Source organism: Parageobacillus sp. KH3-4, from assembly GCF_022846435.1.
GTDB classification, from domain to species: Bacteria; Bacillota; Bacilli; order Bacillales; family Anoxybacillaceae; genus Parageobacillus; species Parageobacillus thermoglucosidasius_A.
On sequence record NZ_AP025627.1, the window covers coordinates 2,137,472 to 2,160,213 of the forward strand.

Below are 22,742 nucleotides of genomic sequence, written 5' to 3' on the forward strand. Positions count from 1 at the left end.
AGATATAGTGATAGTATTTAGAAACTATCACTATATCCCGTCACCTTTATTTAGAAAGATCTTCTTTTTTATAATAGCCGCTATCGATGAGCACTTTTTCATAATTGGAAGCATCCACTGAAACCGGTTCCAATAAATACGATGGAACGACTTTCACGCCGTTGTTATATGTTTTTGTATCGTTCACTTCCGGTTTTTTGCCTTTGAGAACCGCATCGGCCATTTCTACCGCTTTTTTCGCCAATAGTCTTGTATCCTTAAATACCGTTTGTGTTTGTTCACCAGCGATAATCGATTTTACGGAAGCTAACTCCGCATCTTGACCGGTAATGACAGGCATCGGTTTGCTAGGAGTTCCGTATCCTACCCCTTTAAGTGAAGAAATAATCCCGATACTAATTCCATCATATGGAGACAAGACAGCATCTACTCGCGCATTCGTATAATGAGCGCTTAACAAGTTGTCCATTCTCGCTTGGGCAGTAGCACCATCCCAGCGTAGCGTAGCCACTTGGTCAAATTTCGTTTGTCCACTTCGCACCACTAACTTTCCGGAATCAATGTAAGGTTTTAGCACGGACATCGCTCCGTTAAAGAAGAAATACGCGTTGTTATCATCAGGAGATCCAGCAAACAACTCAATATTAAATGGCCCTTTTCCTTCTTTAAGACCGAGTTTCTCTTCGATGTATTTTCCCTGCAACACGCCTACTTTAAAATTATCGAAAGTAGCATAATAGTCTACATACTTGCTATTTTTAATCAAGCGGTCGTAGGAAATGACTTTGATTCCCTGTTTATGCGCTTTTTCTAATACATCTGTTAATGCTTCCCCGTCAATCGGTGCAATAACTAACACATTTACCCCTTTAGTAATCATATTTTCAATCTGAGATACTTGGTTTTCTACCACATCCTCGGCATATTGCAAATCGGTTTTATAGCCAAGTTTCTTAAACTCTTTTACCATGCTTTCCCCATCTCGAATCCATCGTTCCGATGATTTAGTTGGCATCGATATTCCGACAAATCCGGCATCTTCACCATTGGTTCCTATGCCACTACATGCCGATAAGGCAAATACAAACGTCAATAACACCAGTGCGGATAAAAATCTCTTCATACTTTTCTTAATCCCCCTTTATTAAATTTGTACGTATATTTTTTATTGTCACTTTCACTATATCATCAAGAAAATTCATAGTCTTTTTAACATATTAACTATTTTTATAAAAAATTAACTTTATTAAAGCGTTTTCATTTCCGTAAATTAAGAACTATCCCTTGTTTAGAGGATAGTTCTGTCATAAAATGTATCTGTTTATCAATGATGTTTTCGCATACTGTTCGGCAATGATGCTCCTTTGCGGTATTGATTCGGTGAAACTCCTACCACTTTTTTAAAGGCTGTACTAAAATAATGTTGTGTGTCGTAACCTACCCGTTCAGATATTTCATGAATGGAAAGATCGGTAGAAGTCAATAGTTCGATCGCTTTTTTTATGCGTGCTTTGGTTAATAAGCTGACAAACGAGGTGCCTAATTCTTGTTTGATGATGCGGCTCAAGTAAACGGGGGAAACATTTAAAGACTGGGCAACAGACTCTAATGTCAAACCGGGCTCGGAAAAATGTTCTTGTATATACTGTTTTGCCCGGCGCACAATGGGAGAAATATGTGATTCATTATAAATCTTCGTTTTGCATTGCTGGTAGGCATCGGCCACTTGCATAAGGCTTCCCTTCACTGTCTCTGTATATATATTTACTTTCACGTTCAAATATTTTTTGACGGATTCTTCTAATCGCATCCACATCTCTTCAGTAACATGGCTCCAGATACATAAGACAATTAATCCAAATTGATCCCGAAATACTACTTTTTCATAAATATCCAATAATTCTGAAATGATATTTTCGATAGCAAATAAAAACAGCTGTTTATCTCTTTCATTCATAACAGGTTGGTTCGCGAAAAATTCTGACCAATACACGATCGCTACCTGACTAGGACAAGAGGACGGAAGTTGCAACAATTGTAATTGCTTCATGATTTCCGTCTCTGTCATCTCTCCGGCGACCCATGCCAAACAAAATTGTTGCCGAAGAAGAGGAAGGTTTTTCTGAATTTGGCTCGATAGTAATTCTACATATCTTTTTTGTTCCCTTTCCCGTTCTAATTCTTTCTTCACTTTGCTTATTACCTCATGTAATTGTTCTGGATTGGTCGGTTTTAAAATATAGTCATCAGCCTGCAGACGAAGCGCCTCCTGCGCGTAAGCAAACTCATCATGTCCTGTAACCACAATCATTCTACAGTCAGGAAGCTTTTGTCGTATATGTTTCATCAATGTAATTCCATCCATAATGGGCATGCTTAAATCGACGAATAATACATGGATGCCGTGTTTTAATGCAAGTTCCAACGCCTCTTCTCCGTCCTCCGCCTCCGCCACCACTTCCATCTGAAACTTATCCCAGTTTACCGTTTCTCTTATCCCTTCACGAATAATCTCCTCATCATCCGCAATAAGCACTTTCCACATTTCTTTTCCTCCTAGGTAATATGTCTAATAATTGGATGCATAATCGTTACTGTCGTGCCTTGTCCTTCTTTACTATCAATCCATAACCCGTAGGAGTCGCCAAATGTTAACCGCAGCCGCGCTTGCACGTTGACCATTCCATACCCTTTGATGTTTTTCATTTTCTTTTCGGTATCTCCTAACGTAAAATCAATCGATAAGCTTTCTCTCAAAGAAGCCAGCTTTTCCGGCGACATTCCTACTCCGTCATCCGTTACGCGAATAAGAAGGAGTCCTTCCTGCTCTTCAGCTTGTACCCAAATATGCCCAGGCCCTCTCCGTTGTTTAATGCCGTGGTAAATCGCATTTTCGACAATCGGTTGTAATACCAATTTCAATACAAATAACTTTTGTAACTCTGGAGCAATATCGAACGTATAATGCAATTTGTCTTTATACCTTGTTTTTTGAATACTCAAGTAACTTTGAACATGTTCGATTTCTTCCGCAAAGGAGATGATATCCTTCCCCTTGCTTAACCCAATACGGAATAGTTTAGACAATGCTTCTACTACTTCTGCTATATCTTCCGCTCCTTTTTTCCTTGCCATCCACTGAATCGTATCTAACGTATTATAAAGAAAATGTGGTTTAATCTGCGCTTGTAAACTGCGCAATTCCGCTTCCCATCGTTGTCGTTCCTGCCATTCCGCAAGGGAAATAAAGCGTTGAATTTGGTCAAGCATATGATTAAAATTCCTACCTAACACCCCGATTTCATCCGCTCGATCATCATGATAACGGCTTGTTAAATCGCCTGCTTCCACCTTTTTCATAAAACTGATTAACTGGCTGATTGGTCTTGACATGGAATACGCCAAATAATAGGACGCTCCTATGCCGATTAAACACACAAAAAAGACGAAGCTCGTCACATAAAAACGAATCTCTTTTATTTCTAAAGCAGACTCTTGATTGGAAAACACCCCGATGGTGGTCCAGTTAGTGAAAGGAGAACGCTGATAAATAAATTGAAGGTATTGTCCATGGACTTTTTTCGAAAATGCTCCAAAATCTCCATGAAACCATTGCCGCGGAATTTCTTTTATGAACGGTTTAGCTGGAATATAAATATTTTCACCGCGATGATCAATGACCATCAAATACCCCCATTTTCCTAAACGAACATTTTTCGTCGCCTCGGCAATCACCCTCAGTTTTAAATCAATTAGCACCACCCCCTCTACCTCTTGTGTACCCGGATTTAAAATAGCACGCACGACGGAAACCACTTCCTTGTTCGTATAGTTGGCATGTGTGATGACATTCCGATTCATTGGGTGTCCAATAATTTTAAAAATTCCTTTATTTTTTACCGCTTCTTGGTACCATGTTTCTTCTGTAAGCGGCTTAGAAGAACGGGAATACATCTCATTACTGATATATTCGCCGTTCCGGTTCACAACAAGGATTCCTGCCACTTCTGGATATAATGTGGTAAGCCCTTGCAAAAACTGACGAATGGAATAATCGTCATTCATTCCTTGTATTCCCTTCTGTCCGGCTAGGAATCTTTTTACATCTGGATTAAACGCGACTAAATACGTAATATTCTGCATATTACTGACATAAAACTCTAATGTCTTGTTTACTTGATTAATCAGCTGAAAAGTATTTTCATTAATTTGCCGTTCCATAATACGGTCAACGGCCCAGCCGATCAAACTTCCTAATCCAATCGAAGGTAAAATAGTAATGACCAATAAAAGAGAAATGAGCTTATAACGAATCGGTAAATTGTCTATTCGCAAATAATTGATTCTTCGTTTCAATGGTCATCACTCATTTCTTCACAGATGTACTTCCATTTACTTCGCATAAAAATCTTCTACATTTTCTTTCGTCACTACAGTAATTCCGGTATCCACGTATGGAGGTAGCAAAGGATAACCTGATTGCAAGGAAGGAGTTAAGCGATGGTGAAGATGAAACAAAAACTGTAGCGACCAGTAGCCCATATTCCAAGTCCCTTGCGCTAAAGTAGCAGATATAGTTCCTTGTTTCACCATATCTAATGTTCGTTTATCAGTATCGAAGCTAATGATTTTTACTTTTTTATTTTTTAATGATAATATCGCCTCACCGATACCAACCCCGCCATTCGCTTCTGTTGCAAATATTCCTCCCACATCGGGATACTCATTAAGTATTTCTAATGCTGCCTCCTTGGAAGCGAGAGAATCTCCTTTCCCATCTTTTACTGCCACCACTTCCATTTGCGGATATTCTTGGTGAATAGTCTCTAAAAACCCTTTCGTTCGTTCTTGATGATTGAGCTGATAGGGTAATGTAATCACTGCTACTTTTCCTCTTTTTCCTAATAGTTCAGCCATTTTGTGAGCAGCCGTTACTCCTGCGTTATAATTATTCGTTCCCAAAAAAGAGAACGCCTTACTGCCAGAAGCATTAGAGTCAAACAACACAACGGGGATTCCTTTATCTACCGCCTTGTTAATCGTTTCCGTCAACGCAGTGGGATTGATGGCCGAAATCGCAATGCCCGCCGGTTTTTTTGCAATTACTTGTTCCAGCACGGTCACTTGCTCGTTTACATCGTATTGCGTAGCTCCGCGATATTCTACAGAAACATTTAATGCCTGTGCCGCGTCTTCAAATCCTTTTTGACAACGCTTCCAATAATCCATCCCTGCTTGGAAAGTCACCATCACATACTTCTCATCTACTTTGCCTTGAAGCGCTTTCTCTTGTTGGTAAAAAGAACGAAAGCGGGAGATTTCCAGATGGTAATGATATACGTAAAGAATAAATGCACTAATTAAAACGGCATAAATAAATACTAATTTTTTCATTTGGATCGCCCCCTTTTTCCACACGCCATAAAGTGATAGAAAACCTGATCCAATGAAACCATCTCTATACTGTTCGGGAATATGGCTAACGTTTATTTGTACGTATAAAAAGATCAGGTTTCTAATGCCAGTCTATTATTATTTGTATTTATACTCTTTCTGACCTTTTTATTTGTTCGTATGAATTTATTATATTATCAATGTATCATGTTTGAAGAGAGGGTTCAAACGTCGAAATAAGGATATATAACCTTTCTCAAGAAAATTTCTTTTATCACTCTTGTTAAGTACAAAAAAATCAGCCGTAAACGTTTGTCTACGGCTAACCTTCACCAACACATATCATTTTTCAACTTTTATATTTCGGGAATCCAAACAAGCATTTGACCAGGTTTTCGATTATCCCAAGCATAATAAGGGATAGCGGTAAATTCGAATTGCCGGGGTGCCGGTAAACTCGTTCGATAAAGTTCTCCATCCCACTCGAAATCATTGTAGAAAACTGCTTTCCCTGTTATTTTCACAACCCCACCAAGTAATTGTTCATCAAAATGTGAATGCAATACTTCATTTTTAGGGAGGGAGATCCGATATAGTGGTTCCGGATTGTCTGCTCCTTCCAGACAATAGACTAATGGCCCTCTCTGAATAGCAACGCAATTTCTGTTATATCTTACATTAGGATTTGTGTAAACTCTTTCAATTGGCATTGGAAAAACGAGTTCAACCTGGTCATGATTATTCCATTTCCGTTCAATTCTCACGTAATTTTTTTCTAAATGTTGCTTAATGTCAAATACTTCACCGTTTATTTTTACTGTCGCTTGGCGCGCCCACCCTGGAATTCTCAGTTTTAAAGCAAATGTAGATGGCTGCTCCATTTCTAGATCGATCAAAATATTTCCATCCCATGGATAATTTGTTTTCTGTTTTAATAAAATACTTTTTCCTTGTACATCTAAATTAACACTTCCTTGAATATATAAGTGGACAGCGACTTCCTTCTCATTTTGTGAATACATATACTGCCCAAGAGAGGCTAATAAACGTGCAAGGTTAGGAGGACAACAAGATACATCAAACCACTCTTTTCGGTGTACATTTCCTAAACTCGCCAACGGGTTCTCATAAAAGAATTTTGTACCATCCAAGGAAATTCCGCTGATAACACCATTATATAATGCACGTTCTAACGCATCAGCATATTTTCCGCTACAATCCAATTGTAACATGCGGTGATTCCAGAATACTAATCCAATCGCCGCACACGTTTCGGCATAAGCTGTCTCATTTGGCAAATCATAATCGAATGTAAACCCTTCGTGCTTTGCCGTTGAACCGATTCCTCCAGTAATATACATATTTTTTTTGTGTACATTCTCCCACAAACGTTCACAAGCTATTTTTAGGCTTTCATCTCCTGTTTCTTTCGCTAAATCTGCCATAGCACAATAAAGATACATTGCCCTTACAGCATGACCCACTGCTTTGTCTTGCTCTCGCACAGGTTTATGTGATTGATTATATTCTTTTAAGTTGTCAAAGGTTTTGAATAACTCTTCAAAGTATCCAGGACCATACTTTTTCTTCTCTTCTTCAAAATAGTTCGGTTCCTTTCCACGTTCATCTACAAAAAACTTGCTAAGTTTTAAATACCGCTCTTCCCCAGTCACTCGATATAATTTCACAAGCGCTAGTTCAATCTCTGGATGTCCGCAATACCCTTTTTTCTTATTCTCCTCTGGTCCAAACACGGTATCGATGTAATCCGCATAACGACAAACAACATCCAACAGTTTTCGCTTTCCCGTCGCTTCATAATGAGCTACACCGGCTTCTATTAAGTGCCCTGCACAATACAATTCATGGGCATCCCGAAGATCCGTCCATCTTTTTTCCGGTTCAACAACTGTAAAATAGATATTTAAATAGCCGTCCGGCTGTTGTGCAGATGCAACTAAATCAATTACCTCATCCACTAAACGTTCTAGACCAGGATCAGGATGCGTTGCTAAACTATAGCTAGCCGCTTCAATCCATTTGGCAACATCCGAATCCCAAAAAATATGGGGAACCGGTTCCATTCCCGGCTTCCAATCCAATTTAAATGCATCAATGCGCCCAGTCTCTTTACATTTTTGATATTGAAAGGGAATTGTATGCTCTCTATTTATGCGTATTCGAGGAGCCCAAAAGTGGTCCTCAATAGTTACCTTCGTAAATGGAACAGGTTCCAGGCCGTTTCGCACTAACTTATGCATTTTTCCATCCCCTTTTTCCTTTTGTATCATAAATTCTAGTAAAAATAATAAATAAACTAATATTGAACATATTTTGCTCATTTACGGCTATTCAGTCTTTAAGCCCCGATGTTTTAATCCCGGCAATTAAAAACTTAGACGCAAACAAGTATAGCAACATTGGCGGAATAGCCATAATCATCGCCATCGCCATTTGCAAATTCCACGCGTTTAAGTTGGTTGCTCCGTGAACTTTAAAAGAGGTTAATGCCCCAATCGTTAATGGTTTTAAGTCTTCGGAATCGATAAAGATCAACGGTGTAAACAATTCATTCCACCAATAAATAGCCGACAAAACCCCCACGGTAATGAAAACAGGTTTTGCTATTGGTACAAGCACTTTAGTGAATATTTGCCATCTAGAACATCCATCTATCATTGCCGCTTCATCAAGTGTTTTTGGTATTGTCTTAAAAAACTGCCGGAATAAAAATACATTGTATGGATATGCAAAAAAACTTGGTACAATCATAGGAAGAAAGCTGTCTAGCCAGCCTAAATGGCGGAATAAAATGAACTGCGGGATAATCGTTGTAACTGTTGGTACCATCATTGTTGCTAAAATAATGGAAAATATAAGATTTACACCTTTAAAATTCATTCTTGCTAACGGATATGCAACAATGGAACTAGATATTAATGTCCCTACTGTATTACCAACGATTAAAATCAATGTATTTCGTAAATAAATAAGCGTATTGCTATTCTTTAATATTTCAATATAGTTCCCGAACTGAGGGTCACTTGGTATTAGTTGAGGAGGGTATTGACTAATACCATTTAACGTTTTCAACGAATTAGATAAAATCCAAATAATTGGAAAAGACATAAAAATTGCGACAATAACCAAAATAGCATATTGAATAAATGTTTTTCCATTCTTTTTGATCATCCCAGAAAAACGAACGTTTCCTCTTATTGTCTTATACTCAACCTCTTCTTTACTCTTGCTTTGAAGCTGTGCCATAGTAATATCCCCTCTTTTTAATCATAGTGCACCCAGTTTCTAGATAATCGGAATTGAAGCGCAGATACTAGTGCAACAATGATAAATAATACCACTGCTAAAGCAGAAGCATAGCCCATATCAAACAATTTAAATGCATTTTTATAGATGCTTAAACTTAACACTTCTGTTGCATTATCCGGCCCTCCATTTGTAAGAGGATAAATGAGTGTAAAGGAGCTATTAAACGAATTAATAGTCGCAACTACCGTATTAAATAAAATGATTGGTGAGATCGATGGTAAAGTGACATAGAAAAACCTTTGCATAAAATTGGCTCCATCTAAATCACAAGCTTCATATAGCTCTTTTGGCACTTCCTTAAGGCTTGAATGAAAAATCAACATCATTTGCCCAGTGGCATAAGTAAATATGCTTGCTATCGCTAAAGTAGGCCATACCCAAAAACTATCGCTTAGCCAGTTCGGCGGATGATCTACCCCTATTAGAGATAATAAGTAGTTTACGACACCTAACTCTTTGTTAAACATTAATTTGAATACACATGCCATCACTACACTAGGCATTACTGCAGGCACAAAATAGAAAAATTGAAAAATACTTATATATTTAACTTTAAAGTTTAACAGAACAGCTAAAAACAAAGAAGCTATAACACTGACCGATACATTGATGACAGTGAACAATATGGTTACTTTTAGTGAATTTAAAAAGTCTGACTCTCCTGAAAACATATATTTATAATTTTCCCATCCAATAAACCGCGGGCTTCCTAATAAATTCCATTTTGTGAAGCTTAAAAGAAACGAAACGATAATAGGCCCACCTGTGAACAAAAGAAACCCTATGATCCAAGGGGAAAGAAAAGCATATGCTGAGAGATTTTCCTTCCAAGCGTTCTTCCTCATCTTTTTCCTCTCCTCCTCCCTTTTCATGTTCCATGTTATATGGCTAAGAAGGTGCCTTTTCTTATTTTTCAAAAAGATAAAAAGGCACCTAATTCTCATCTTACTTGTCTTTTTCTATTTGCTTTTGAGCTTTTGGAACATCTGTTTTAATAACTTCTTCAATATCTTTTTTTCCTAACAATACAGCATTGAAATCGCTTACCAAATCGTTTGTAATAGAAGGATTGACTAGCACATAGCCAAAATCAGCAAACTGTGCCGTTTTATCAAAGACATCCCAATTTGTCGGCCCATTTTCTCCCGCAACTTTATAATCGCCTTTCGCCGCAACACTCTCACGCGCTGATGGATTATTATACATCTTACTAATCATTGATTGTCCTTCATCGCTCATCATAAACTCGATAAACTTCCAAGCTTCCTCTTTATGTTTACTGTTACTATTAATGGTGAAGAACCCTGTATGAAGCGAAGCATAGGATCGTTCTTCCTTTGGAAGTGGTGCAATATCCCAACGAAATTTGTTATTGCGATAGCTGGAAATGTACCAACTACCATTGCGTGTCATTGCCGCCTTTCCTGCTGCAAATAAATCTACAACCTCTCCACCGACAGACGGTTGCGGAGAAACTTTGTCTACATTCGTAAGTTTATTTTGAAATTCAAGCGCCTTTCTTAATCCTTTTGATAAATCAAGGTTTCCGTTTTTATCAACGATGTCATCGCCCGCTGCACCAATCATTGAATACCAAATTCCAGGAAAGGAAATCGCATCAGCACCCCATTGAACAGTTTTGTCTCCTTGCCGAATGGTTAGTTTTTTTGCAGCTTCTTCAAAATCCTTCCATGTCCAACTTTCATTTGGATACTCAACACCTGCTGCATCAAACATATCTTTGTTGTAATATAAAAACTCCGTTGCATAGCACCAAGGCAATCCATAAATCTTACCATTTTCTTTGTTCAAGCGGCTAACTGCCGGGATAAAGTCATCCATTTTAAACGCCTTTGTCTTTTTAATATATTTATCGAGCGGATCGATAGCGCCACTTTTGGCAAAACGCTGAATATCTGCTTCCCATGCTAGTATGACATCAGGAGCCGTACCACCAATGATCATAGAGTTAATTTTCTGAGAGTAATCTTCAGGAATATTCACTAATTTCACCTTAATATTAGGATACTTCTTTTCAAACGCAGTGATAAAGTTAGCTTTGCTTTCATCTAACGTATCCCACATACTAAAGCTAATCGTTACTTTTCCATCCTCTTTTTTAGCAGTCGTGCCGCTTCCACTACACCCCCCTAAAACGATAGATACAATAAGAATAAAAACGGACATGAGAGTAATATAAGGTTTTTTCATAAAAATCTTCTCCCCCCCGAAAAAAATTATTATTTGCTTTGGAAAACGCTTAAAATAAAACCGAAACTCTCGGTATCACCCCCTTAATCAAGAGAATATCCTCATGGATGAAATAAATTTACAGTATTTTAATCGATTAAATTAAAATATAGAAAAAATTTAGTATCTTACCAGAAAATTGTTGATAAAAAATACAATTAATTCCTTAAACGATTAACTGAACAGCAAGCGAACACCTCCTTTTTAATTTTAGCGTGGGGAAGATACAGATTCCCGCACAATTAATTGGCATCGAAGTTTTGTATTCATTTCTATCGTTTCCAATTCTCCACTCAGCAGTCTCAATATTTTTTCCATAGATTTGGCACCCATTTTTCTTAAAGGAAGATCCATTGTTGTTAACTTTGGCGTATAATATAGGCTACACTCTCTATTGTCAAAGCCAATCACCGATAAATCTTGAGGCACTTGGATACCAAGCTCTCTGCAAGCCTCAAGAACTCCGCCTGCCATCAGATCATTCATCGCTAAAATCGCCGTCGGAGGCTCCTTTTGTAGTAATAAATCTTTTGCCATCTTATAACCGCTTTCGTAACTCCAATCCCCTGTTTTCACATACGACGGATTAAGGATAAGTTGGTGTTTCATAAGCGCTTTATGGTACCCATTAAATCTTTCATGAGCCGGAATCGAATCAATTAATCCGCTGATGAGAGCGATTTTCCGATGCCCCTTCTCAATAAGGTAATTTGTCGCTTCAAAAGAAGCAAATTCATCATCATAGTTTACAGAATATCCCGAATCAGCGAAGCAATATGTATATACTAATGGTTTGTCTATTTCCGATATTAATCCCGTAACATCCCTCGTATGAACTCCTATATAAATAATTCCGTCCACTTGTTTACTTAATAAACTATCTACAGCATTGGTAATCAAATGCTTACACTTGTCTACATTAGAAAAATTATTTCCTATTCTTTTATACAATCTTAAATTCGTCAAAAGTATCGAAAAACCATGTGCTTCGGCACACTCGTTAATTCCATCAATAATTTCAGGGGCATTAAAAACAGTAATATCCTCCACAATAACCCCGACCGTGCTCGTTTTCCGGGTTTTTAAACTCTTCGCTATTTGGTTAGGTTTATACTCTAATTCATCTAAAATCTTCAAAATCTTTTTTCTTGTTTCTTCGCTAACATTACCTTTATTGTTTAAAACATACGATACGGTTGCTGTAGACACTCCTGCTCTTTCTGCAATATCTTTAAGTCTAACCATTGAGAATCTCCTCATGCTATTAATCGTTTAACTAAATTCTTTTTCTTAATTATAAAAAATATTCATAAAAATATCAACTATTATAAAAATAAAAATACATTTCTGCATAAAATCCATCCCTCTTTTACTATGATTGCACATTAAACATTAATGGAGGTGACTATGTGTCACCCCCTCTTTTCTCAACTAAGACAAGTTTTAAAACATATTTAGACATACGAATTATGAATGCTAGAACGATAAATAAAAGATCTGTTACTCCATAATTCAATCATTTCCCTATTTATTCACCATCTCTCTCAATTCCTTCATTAACAACTGTACAATCTCTCCAGCCGGCATATCTTTCGCCAAGCGATATCCTTGCCCGGCCCATAAAGACATCGCCTGCGGATCGTTTGCTTGAGCAGCTGCTTTGCGAAGCTGCTTTGTCATATGGTGAATGTGCGGATATGCCGCAGGGGCCAGCTTATCATATTCGATCAGGAAGCGGTTCACCAATCCGCGGGCAGGGCGCCCTGTAAAGGCGCGGGTAACTGCAGTGGCTGAAAATTGCGGATCGACTAATGCGTTTTTATGCAGCGGATTTGCACCGCTTTCCGGGCAGCGCAAGAACGCCGTACCTAATTGAGCAGCGCACGCCCCCGCTGCAAGCACCGCGGCGATATCGCGCCCGCTCATGATTCCTCCGGCGGCAACCAGCGGAATATTGGCCGCTTCACGAATTTGTTGCAATAAAACAAGCAAGCTGTCATTTTCATGGGAAGCGGCGTTATTGCGAAATGACGCTCGATGTCCACCCGCCTCTGACCCTTGCACACACAATGCGTTCGCCCCTGCCTGTTTGGCGATCAACGCTTCTTCCGTTGATGTCACAGTCACGATGACAAACGAACCGTTGTCTTTCAATTTTGCGATAATATCAGGTGAAGGGCAACCAAATGTAAAGCTTACTACAGGAACTTTTTCTTCATACAAAACAGCGAGCTTTGCTTCCCAATCATCATCATCCCATTTTGCCTCCCCAAGCTGCGCGCCGAATCGTTCCGCTTCTTTCTCCAACACTTGTCGATAACGAAGCAGCGCTTTCTCGTCCACGTCTTCTTCGCTCGGGACAAAAACGTTAACGCCAAACGGCTTATCGGTCATCTCCCGGACTGCGGCAATTTCTTTGCGCATTTCTTCCGCCGTTTTATAACCACCTGCCAAAAAACCAAGCCCTCCTGCATTCGATACAGCCGCAGCCAGCGCTGGAGTTGAAACACCTCCAGCCATCGGCGCTTGAATAATTGGAACAGAAATGGTATTCAGCATTTTCCTCACCTTTCTCCATAAAGTACTTCATATAAAATCTTCCAAAGATACACGCAAAATTCCTGCATAAAAAATCATTTAAACTTCGTTGAACCAAGTCCTAATTGTTTCTGCCAAATCCGACTCCTAGTCCAGCGAACTTAGGTGTCTGGAAAATGAAACATGGGATGTTTCTTTTTACATAAATCCCGGGCTTCATCGATTAAGTTCCGGAAGCTATGTAAAAAAAGCGGCAGTTTTCCAGTGATCCATGCTTAATCGACTTCATCTGTTTCCACACCACGTATGCTGATAAATTGTTTTTGCGGCCAGATTTTTGAAAAAGCAGTGCCAGTTCCGAAAACGAATAATCGTCGCTTATAATATAAACAAGAAGCGAAAACAAAAGAGGGAGGATGTTGTTGTGAGCTTACCGAAAAAAAATTTTATCTCTCTCGAAGAATTTTACAAAATGAGAGAAAATACAGAAAGAATATTAGAATATATTGACGGCATTGTCTTTATGTCACCATCACCTTCTACTAGACATCAACGAATTTCAGGAAGACTTCACGCTAAATTATTCCATTTTTTAGAAGGCAAAGATTGCGAAGTGTTCCACGCACCTTTTGATGTAGAACTAAAAAACGATAAAATGGAAGGAACGAAAATAGTGGTTCCCGATTTATCAGTGGTATGCGATAAAAGTGGATTGATGGAAAATAAATTTGTAGGAGTGCCAACACTTATTATCGAAATATTAAGCCCCTCTAACCAATCCCACGATCTCGTTTTTAAACTGAATTTATATATGCAATATGGCGTAAATGAATACTGGATCGTCAATCCAATGTTAAACATCGTGCAAATGTATTCCCTAAACGATGAAGGGCAATATCAACAGCTGGACGCGCTGAAGGAAAAAGGAATCGCTCAATCTGATGTGCTAAAGGGATTTCAAATCAACTTAGAAGATCTTTTCAAATGAAAAACCGACCTTAATATTAGGCCGGTTCTTTCTGTACTACTTATCCTCTGCATTTCTGTTCACTAACAAGCTCTTATTTTAGATGGAGAGCTAATCTAATGCTTCGATCATGCACATCACCGCTTTTTGCAAGTCTTCTTGCGACCAGCTTGGGAGAGTTGGTTTCTGAATGGCTAATTCGTGCGAAGCAGGAAGATGAACAAATCCAGCTTTTACAGGCATGTTTTCGCTCTGCACTTTATGCAAAACGGAATACATCACATTATTGCATAAATATGTTCCCGCTGTATTGGAAATTTGCGCAGGGTATCCTTTTTCATTTAAAACATTGACAAAACGGCGGACCGGTAATGTCGAAAAATAGGCTGCTGGTCCATCCTCGACAATCCGCTCGTCTTGCGCCTGCATCCCCCGATTATCAGGACCCCCGTCTTTACAATTAATAGCAATTCGTTCTGGAGTAATTTTTGTACGCCCTGCCGCGAGCCCAAGGGAAATCACTACATCCGGTTGGATCTGTTCCAAGTATTCCAAGCATTTTGCCGCAGATTCCGAAAAGTCCACCGGAAGTATACGCCCATAAACTTGATAATCTCCAATGATTTTTTCATCCAGATTTTTTGCAATTTGTTCCGTAGGATTAATAGGAAATTCTAAAAACGGAACAAAACCCGTTAATAAAAGTTTTTTCATTTGTTTCTTTTCCCCCTAAAATTCTTTTATATAGTAGATTAAAGATATAAATATAGAACCTGTGCCAATGCCTAGCAAAATTTTCTTGACATTATTGAGCGTTCTGCTTCTCCACTCTTTCCACCAAACGTCATTAGCCAGCCTTTCTTCTTCACGAATTAGTATCTTTGGTTTAGGCACAATAAACTGATACATTTGCCGAAATCCTTTGAAGAAAAAACGAAAAAACCCTGTTTGGTAAATAAAAATGCATGCCCCAACCACCAATATAGTGAGGCCATATAAAAAGCATTGATTAATAAAAGTAAGCGTATTGACCCCATATATCATCTTCGTCAGCAGCAAAACAGCAGCAGTGCAAAAAAATGTGCTGAAATACAGCATCATATCGCTATCTCCCCTTTATGAGGTAAAAGGGAAGAATTATTTTTTAAGAAAATAATTCTTCCCTTTTTTATCAATTATTCAGCTATTTTTTTCGCCCAGCGTACATCTGGATAACGGTTGACAGGATACACAATGCCTTTGAATTTCGGCGACGTTAAGTAGTTTTGCGAGTAGAAATAAACAGGGATAAATGGCATATCTGTCATTAATACTTTTTCCGCTTCATGGAGAAGTTCATAACGTTTTTTATCATCTTGCTCGACTTTCGCTTTAGCCATTAAATCATCGAATTGTTTGTTTACCCAGTTGGTGCGGTTGTTCGGGCTATCGCCTAAGTAATAGTCTAAAATAACGGTTGGATCGACAAAAATTCCTATCCAGCCCATACGTGCCATTTGGAAATTCGATTGCTCTGTTGTCTCCAAATACGTTTTCCATTCTTGGTTAGCCAGTTTAATTTTCACGCCAAGATTTCTTTTCAACATTTCTTGAACTGCTTCGGCAATTTTTTTATGGTTTTCGGCCGTATTATAAATTAAAGTAACTTCTGGCAGCGTGCTCCAACCTTCTTCTTTCATTCCTTCTTGTAATAATTTTTTCGCTTCTTTTACATTTTCTTCAAAGTACGCGCCGCCTACTTCGCGGAAATCACCATCCGGAGTGTCCGCCCCATATGGAACAAACGCATATGCTGGTTTTTCTCCTGATTTAGTGATGTTTTCTACAATTGCTTTGCGATCGATGGCCATGGCAAACGCACGGCGAATTTTTGCGTTATTGAACGGCTCTTTAGCTACGTTAAACATAAACATATAAGTTCCAAAATACGGAACGACTTTGTATTCTTTATTATTTTTTTCTTGAGCAACCGCATCTGTAGGCAAAGTTGCAATTAAATCGAGCTCTCCTGTTTTGTACATTTGATAATATGTTGTCGCGTCATTAACCATCTTCCACGTTACTTTTTCCATGTTGATCGTGTCTTTGTTCCAGTAGTGCTGATTCTTTTCAATCACCACTTCGCTGTTATGTTTCCATTCGGTCAGTTGGTAAGCTCCATTACTTACATAGCCTTTTGCTTCGGCAGCCCATTTTGGGTTCGATTCGACGAGCGATTTTTTCACCGGATAAAACGTCCACATTGTTAATAGCTTGTCAAAATAACTTAATGGTGCCTTTAGTTCAACTTGCAGCGTTTTATCATCTAAGGCTTTAATTCCTACCTGATCGGCGCTTCCTTTTCCTTTGTTATATTCTTCGGCACCTTTAATATAGTACATGTAGAATGCGAACGGGCTCCCTGTCTTCGGATCGAGCACTCGTTTCCAAGCATATTCAAAATCTTGGGCGGTCACCGGATCGCCGTCAGACCATTTTGCATCATCGCGAATCGTAAACGTATAAGTTTTTCCATCTTCAGATACTTTTACATCACTTGCAGCTCCTAATACAGGTTCCCCTTTTTGATTTTTCGTATACAGTCCTTCAAATAAGTGATCGATAATCCATCCTGATGTTGTATCTGATGCAAGGGCAGGGTCTAAACTTGGAGGTTCGCTCATCGCATTTAACGTAATTTCTTGCTTAATATTTTTGGCTGCTCCATCTCCCGAAGTTCCCTTGCTTCCGCATCCAGTTAACACGGCAGAAACCAATAATAGTAATGCGAATATACTTGCAAAAGCTTTTTTCATGTTTTTTATCCCCCTTTAGAAATTGTTTATTGATTATACAAATGGCAAGCTGTCCAATGGTTTTTCTTTACTTCTCTCCAAGCTGGCTCCACTTTGGAACAAATGTCCATTGCATATGGGCATCTCGTTCGAAATCTACAGCCGCTTGGAGGATGAACAGGACTGGGTGGATCTCCTGAAAGAACGATTCTTTCCCTTTTTCTAGCTAGTCTTGGATTTGGGATCGGAATCGCTGACAAAAGCGCTTGCGTATAAGGATGCAACGGTTCTTCAAATAAATCGGAACTTTCTGCAATTTCCATCATTTTTCCAAGATACATCACCCCTATCCGATCGCTAATATGTTTTACCATTCCAAGATCATGCGCAATAAACAAATAGGTTAAATTTTCTTCTTGTTTTAAATCATCGAGCAAGTTAACTACTTGTGCTTGAATGGAAACGTCTAAAGCGGAGATCGGCTCATCGGCGACAATAAATTTCGGTTTTACCGCCAATGCACGCGCAATGCCAATCCGTTGTCTTTGACCTCCACTAAATTCGTGAGGAAACCGCTCTGCATGTTCAGGCCGCAATCCTACCCTTTCGAGAAGGTGATACACTAATTCTTGTCTTTCTTTTCCTTTCGCTAAATGGTGGGCATCAATCCCTTCCGCAATAATGTCGCCCACCCTCATTCGCGGATTTAATGATGCGTGCGGATCTTGGAAAATCATTTGCATTTCTCGATTCAATTTTCTTTGCGCCTGTCTATCTAAACGCCCTAATTCATGGCCGTCAAAGCGGATCTGGCCCGAAGTAGCAGGATAAAGACCGACAATCGTTTTTCCTAACGTCGATTTTCCGCTTCCGCTTTCGCCGACTAACCCAAACGTTTCTCCTTTGCGAATAGAGAAGGAAATCCCGTCTACCGATTTTACCGTTTGGTTAGGACCGATCTTAAAATGCTTTTTTACATTTTCTACTTGAAGAATCTCCTCAGACATCTATTACTCCCTCCCTGCTGCAATGAACGCTTCCACTTTGGGAGCTCTAGGGTCATTCAGCCAGCATCTTGCTGTATGTCCATTCGAAATATCGAATTCTTGCGGGCTTTTTTCTGCACAAATTTCCATCGCATATGGACAACGCGGTGCAAATGGGCATCCTTTTGGCGGTGAAAAAAGATCCGGGGGAGAGCCCTCTATCGGCACTAGACGTTTCTTCACTTTGTCATGCAAATTTGGAATAGAACGCAATAGCCCCCATGTATACGGATGTTTAGGATTTTCGAATATATCAAAAACGGTGCCCGCCTCCACCACGGTTCCGCCATACATGACGATGACCCGCTGCGCCATTTCAGCCACTACACCTAAGTCATGCGTAATTAAGATAATCGACATCCCCATCTTTCTTTGCAAATCTTTCATCAAATCGAGAATTTGCGCTTGAATCGTAACATCTAGCGCCGTTGTCGGTTCATCCGCGATAAGCAGTTTCGGATTACATGCTAAAGCAATGGCAATCACCACTCTTTGTCTCATTCCCCCGCTGAATTCATGGGGATATTGATGATACCTTTGTTCCGCGTTCGGAATCCCTACTAGACGCAACAATTCTATCGCTTTTTGCTTTGCTTCGGCTTTCGACAGTTTTTGATGTTTCCGTATCCCTTCTGCGATCTGTTTTCCGATTTTCATTGTTGGATTTAATGATGTCATCGGGTCTTGGAAAACCATTCCTATTTCTGAACCTCTTAATTTTCGCATTTCTTTTTTCGATAAATGAATAATATCTTTTCCATTAAAGCGGACGTTTCCATCCTTAATGTTTTTCGTTGGAATTAATCCCATAATCGTTTGAACGGTTACCGTCTTGCCGCTTCCGCTTTCCCCAACAATAGCGACAACTTCCCCTTGATCGACGTAAAACGAAACATCGCGAACTGCCTGAACTTCGCCGCCATACGTCGGGAATGTCACTTTAAGATGCTCTACTTCTAATAAATGGTTCATGGAGACAATCACCTCCTATTTTCCTGTTCTTAGATCTAGCGCATCTTGTAAGCCGTCCCCAAATACGTTAAAGGCAAACATGGTCAAAGCAATCATAAACCCAGGGAAAAATAGTCTCCACCATTGACCGTTTAAAATAACACCTAAAGCATCATTTGCCATCGTTCCCCAGCTTGCAAACGGAGCTTGTACTCCTAATCCTAAAAAGCTTAAAAACGATTCAGCAAAGATCGCTTGTGGAATCGTAAAGGTTAAATTGACAATGATAATTCCTAATGTATTAGGCAACAAATGGCGGAAAATGATTTTCGCGTGTGATGTTCCTAATTTTTGTGCCGCCATCACATACTCTTGCTGCTTTAGCTGGAGAATTTGGCCTCTAATAATTCGGGCCATCCCTACCCATCCCGTAATCGAAAGCGCAATAATGATCGTCCATAATCCCGGTTCCATAATGACCATAAGCAAAATCACGATTAATAGATACGGAATGCCGTACAGTATTTCCACAATCCTCATTAAGATATTGTCAATACGATCCCCAAGTTTTCCTCTTCCTGCCATATACCCTGATACTCCGCCCACAAGAACTCCTATCACTAAATCGATGAACGCAGCGACGAGCCCGACGGTCAGCGATATGCGCGCTCCATACCAAGTACGTGACCACATATCCCTTCCTAAATCATCCGTTCCGAACCAATGCTTGCTAGAAGGAGGTTGGCTGCCATTCGCCAAATTCTGCTCGGAATAGCTGTATGGAACTAGATGGGGACCTACAATCGCCATAATGACAATAGCTAATAAAAGAACCGCTCCCAGCATCGCCATTTTATTTTTAACAATATTGATGAGGACCTGTTTCCCAAAGCTAAGACTCGGCCTTTGAATGACGTCAGATTCGAGCCTGCTGCGATCAATGGGGCGAAATAAAGCATCTTCTTCTTTTTGTAAAATCATGCTTAATCCCCCTTACTCGTTAACTTGATTCTTGGATCAATCAAACGGTAAGAAATATCGACGAGAAACAACGTAATGACTAGAATCGTGCTAAAAAACACGGTCGTTCCTAAAATAACAGGATAGTCACGGTTAAAAATGCTGTCGACAAAATATTTTCCAAGCCCTGGTATGGCAAAAATTTTCTCGATCACAAAGGTGCCTGTAATTAAAACAGCAAATAATGGACCAATAAATGTAATTACTGGTAAAATCGCATTTCGGATACCATGCTTAATAACAATGGCTACAGGAGACAGTCCTTTTGCTTCCGCTGTTTTAATATAATTTTGCCGCATTACTTCCAACATGCTAGAGCGCATAAAACGGGCAATGACTGCCATTGGGGTAGTGGCTAAAGCGATGGATGGCAAAATCGAATGAGCCCATGTTCCCCAAGATGCTACAGGTAATAACTTCCATTCAACTGCGAAATATTTGATTAGCAAAGGCGCCAAAATAAAACTAGGAACGGAAATACCGATAATCGCCAAAAACATGGCCACATGATCAAGCAATCTATTATGGTTTAACGCAGCAATAATGCCTAGCAGTATTCCAAACAGAAGCGCAATCACCAACGATTGCAATCCGAGAACGGCAGAAACAGGGAATCCATCAGCAATCAATGTATTGACATCTCTTGTTTCCGACTGAATCGATGGCCCTAAATCAAACGTTAATAAATTTTTCATATATAGCACATACTGAACAGGCAACGGTTTATCCAAGTTATATTTCGCTCTAATATTTTGCAATACTTCCTCTGGTAATACGTTGGCGTCTGAGGCAAACGGATCGCCAGGAATAGATTTCATAATAATAAATGTCAACGTAGCGATGAGCCAAATCGTAACAATCATTGTAAACAGGCGCTTGACAATGTACATGCCCACCCCTCCTTCTGTGACTGTTTCACGGATCATGAAGCATTCACATGGCCTAATACTCCATTTGTCGCTGTCATCGCAATGATGACACATCCCCACATATGCTTATAAGCGGTGACAATATCATCACATGTAAACGTAATGGTCCGAGGCCCTATTAATGTGACTGTTGGAAGCGTTGTGGTCATCGTTGCTTGATTTGGCCCTTTAAATTCGATTTCGAATGTGACAGGCCCCCCGATTTTCAACGGCGGACATTGCTTTGCTTTTTGCACGGCCTTTTTCGCTTTCTCTTTAATCAGTTCATGTGCTTTTATAGGATGGAGCAATTCCGCCGCAAAACGGTCAATCCCGCGTTTTACTACCGCCGCTTCCACATGCGGCAATGTTTTGCGGACTTCGTTGACATATGCATCGTCGCCTGAAATAAAAATGGCAGGAACGTTGTAATAACCAGCTACGAACGCATTCATTTCCGTTTCGCCAACAACACGGCCGTTAATCTTAATTTCGTTTACACAAATTCCCGCTAAACTGTGGCTGATGACCGTTCTTTCCGAACCATTCTCACGCCCATGGTGGCCGACAAACATAATGCCGTCAAAACTGTCGTCAAGCCCCTCAAGCTGGCACATGACTCGATTGCTGCCGGAAATGAGCCGGGCTCTTGGATCTAATTCTTCAATGAGAATGTTAGACATATTTCCATGTCCATCAGCAACCACCACTTCCGTTGCTCCTCCAAGAAATGCTCCCTCAATGGCTGCATTCACATCTTGCGTCATAAGCTTACGAAACCGCTGGTACTCGCTATTTGTTTTTAGCTGCTGGTTAGTCGCAACTCCTGAAATTCCTTCCATATCCGCTGAGATAAAAATTTTCATAGTATTCACACCCCTTTACTTGATATTTAATGATTAAAAAGTTGAATGCTCATTAAACGATAGAGCAATCGTCCGTTTACTATCGTTGCTTTCCAATCTCTTCAATCAATGACTTTCGTGAGAGAATAACCACGTTTAGCACGATATTAAATGTAATCAAACGTATTTTTATACACTTCTAGTTGTATAATGGTATTCATTTCAATAATTCCGCGAATGTTATTTAATGTCTTTACCACATCTGTAATCTCATCTTGACTCGGAACCGCGATTTGGATTAAAAGCTGATAACATCCAGAGGTTAACGTAATATAGCGGACCTCTTTCATTTCTTTTAATCGACCAATGACATCCGACAATTTTTGTGGCTCCACTTTTAGTTGAATGATGGCCCCTGCCCGAATTCCGATCGCAATCGGATTGACCACTCCCACTACTTCGAGAATCTCATGATCAACCAAGTTTTTGTATCTTGTCCGAATGGTCTTTTCTGTTACATTCAATCTACTAGCAATTTCTGTGAACGACATTCTTCCATCATTAGATAATAATTTAATAATTTGTCTATCCAGTTCATCAATTTCGTACTTCATAATTACCCCTTTTCTATACTATTTTTTTATTTTTGTATTTTAAAAAGTTATTAAAACTAAATTCAGATACCGGTTTACAATACAAAAAATACAATTTATTATCTT

At 39.4% G+C, this 22,742-nt stretch carries 20 protein-coding genes; 1 reads left to right on the top strand and 19 read right to left on the bottom strand.

The window, feature by feature from the left end:
- Positions 1–46 precede the first annotated feature (46 nt).
- The 10 genes from chvE to MWM02_RS10960 form a co-directional block, all read right to left on the bottom strand.
- A complete protein-coding gene (gene chvE, locus MWM02_RS10915) occupies positions 47–1,123 on the bottom strand; it encodes a multiple monosaccharide ABC transporter substrate-binding protein (protein WP_064553142.1) in 1,077 nt (358 codons plus the stop codon).
- 201 nt (positions 1,124–1,324) lie between these two features.
- Positions 1,325–2,545, bottom strand: a complete 1,221-nt coding sequence (locus tag MWM02_RS10920) for a response regulator transcription factor (RefSeq protein ID WP_064553140.1) — start codon at positions 2,543–2,545, stop codon at positions 1,325–1,327.
- 11 nt (positions 2,546–2,556) lie between these two features.
- Positions 2,557–4,356 carry a cache domain-containing sensor histidine kinase gene (locus MWM02_RS10925; RefSeq protein WP_244401999.1) on the bottom strand — a complete coding sequence of 600 codons (1,800 nt, stop codon included), beginning with the start codon at positions 4,354–4,356 and terminating at the stop codon, positions 2,557–2,559.
- A gap of 36 nt (positions 4,357–4,392) precedes the next feature.
- Positions 4,393–5,394 (bottom strand): substrate-binding domain-containing protein, encoded by a 1,002-nt coding sequence (locus MWM02_RS10930; protein ID WP_064553136.1) that lies wholly within the window; start codon positions 5,392–5,394, stop codon positions 4,393–4,395.
- Between the two features lie 356 nt (positions 5,395–5,750).
- Positions 5,751–7,655, bottom strand: a complete 1,905-nt coding sequence (locus MWM02_RS10935) for a glycoside hydrolase family 127 protein (RefSeq protein WP_064553134.1) — start codon at positions 7,653–7,655, stop codon at positions 5,751–5,753.
- Between the two features lie 91 nt (positions 7,656–7,746).
- Positions 7,747–8,661, bottom strand: a complete 915-nt coding sequence (locus tag MWM02_RS10940) for a carbohydrate ABC transporter permease (protein WP_198401619.1) — start codon at positions 8,659–8,661, stop codon at positions 7,747–7,749.
- 17 nt (positions 8,662–8,678) lie between these two features.
- Positions 8,679–9,569, bottom strand: coding sequence for a carbohydrate ABC transporter permease (locus MWM02_RS10945; protein ID WP_244402000.1), 891 nt, complete (start codon positions 9,567–9,569; stop codon positions 8,679–8,681).
- A 100-nt stretch (positions 9,570–9,669) separates the two neighbouring features.
- Positions 9,670–10,935: an ABC transporter substrate-binding protein gene (locus tag MWM02_RS10950; RefSeq protein WP_244402001.1), complete on the bottom strand. Its 1,266-nt coding sequence runs from the start codon at positions 10,933–10,935 to the stop codon at positions 9,670–9,672.
- A 249-nt stretch (positions 10,936–11,184) separates the two neighbouring features.
- Complete coding sequence (locus MWM02_RS10955) at positions 11,185–12,219, bottom strand: LacI family DNA-binding transcriptional regulator (RefSeq protein ID WP_244402002.1); 1,035 nt, start codon at positions 12,217–12,219, stop codon at positions 11,185–11,187.
- 279 nt (positions 12,220–12,498) lie between these two features.
- Positions 12,499–13,533 carry a nitronate monooxygenase gene (locus MWM02_RS10960; RefSeq protein WP_244402003.1) on the bottom strand — a complete coding sequence of 345 codons (1,035 nt, stop codon included), beginning with the start codon at positions 13,531–13,533 and terminating at the stop codon, positions 12,499–12,501.
- Between the two features lie 403 nt (positions 13,534–13,936).
- Here MWM02_RS10960 and MWM02_RS10965 point away from each other — a divergent pair, with 403 nt between their 5' ends.
- Positions 13,937–14,500 carry a Uma2 family endonuclease gene (locus MWM02_RS10965; protein ID WP_244402004.1) on the top strand — a complete coding sequence of 188 codons (564 nt, stop codon included), beginning with the start codon at positions 13,937–13,939 and terminating at the stop codon, positions 14,498–14,500.
- Between the two features lie 90 nt (positions 14,501–14,590).
- Here the strand turns inward: MWM02_RS10965 and pcp are convergent, their stop codons facing one another.
- From pcp to MWM02_RS11010, 9 genes are all read right to left on the bottom strand, one after another.
- A complete protein-coding gene (gene pcp, locus MWM02_RS10970; RefSeq protein WP_064553121.1) occupies positions 14,591–15,193 on the bottom strand; it encodes a pyroglutamyl-peptidase I in 603 nt (200 codons plus the stop codon).
- A gap of 15 nt (positions 15,194–15,208) precedes the next feature.
- Entirely contained in the window at positions 15,209–15,580 is a 372-nt protein-coding gene (locus MWM02_RS10975; protein ID WP_064553119.1) for a DUF3899 domain-containing protein, read from the bottom strand.
- A 74-nt stretch (positions 15,581–15,654) separates the two neighbouring features.
- Positions 15,655–17,274 (bottom strand): peptide ABC transporter substrate-binding protein, encoded by a 1,620-nt coding sequence (locus tag MWM02_RS10980; RefSeq protein ID WP_244402005.1) that lies wholly within the window; start codon positions 17,272–17,274, stop codon positions 15,655–15,657.
- Positions 17,275–17,300: 26 nt separating this feature from the next.
- Positions 17,301–18,260 (bottom strand): ABC transporter ATP-binding protein, encoded by a 960-nt coding sequence (locus MWM02_RS10985; protein ID WP_244402006.1) that lies wholly within the window; start codon positions 18,258–18,260, stop codon positions 17,301–17,303.
- A 3-nt stretch (positions 18,261–18,263) separates the two neighbouring features.
- The gene (locus MWM02_RS10990; protein ID WP_244402007.1) at positions 18,264–19,271 is read right to left on the bottom strand and encodes an ABC transporter ATP-binding protein; all 1,008 of its coding nucleotides are present in this window, start codon (positions 19,269–19,271) and stop codon (positions 18,264–18,266) included.
- A 15-nt stretch (positions 19,272–19,286) separates the two neighbouring features.
- On the bottom strand, positions 19,287–20,231 hold the full coding sequence (locus MWM02_RS10995; protein WP_244402008.1) for an ABC transporter permease: 945 nt from the start codon (positions 20,229–20,231) through the stop codon (positions 19,287–19,289).
- Positions 20,232–20,233: 2 nt separating this feature from the next.
- Positions 20,234–21,160, bottom strand: coding sequence for an ABC transporter permease (locus MWM02_RS11000; protein WP_275973734.1), 927 nt, complete (start codon positions 21,158–21,160; stop codon positions 20,234–20,236).
- 32 nt (positions 21,161–21,192) lie between these two features.
- Positions 21,193–22,044 (bottom strand): M55 family metallopeptidase, encoded by an 852-nt coding sequence (locus MWM02_RS11005; protein WP_244402010.1) that lies wholly within the window; start codon positions 22,042–22,044, stop codon positions 21,193–21,195.
- A 146-nt stretch (positions 22,045–22,190) separates the two neighbouring features.
- Entirely contained in the window at positions 22,191–22,637 is a 447-nt protein-coding gene (locus MWM02_RS11010) for an Lrp/AsnC family transcriptional regulator (protein WP_064553107.1), read from the bottom strand.
- Between the last annotated feature and the right edge of the window lie 105 nt (positions 22,638–22,742).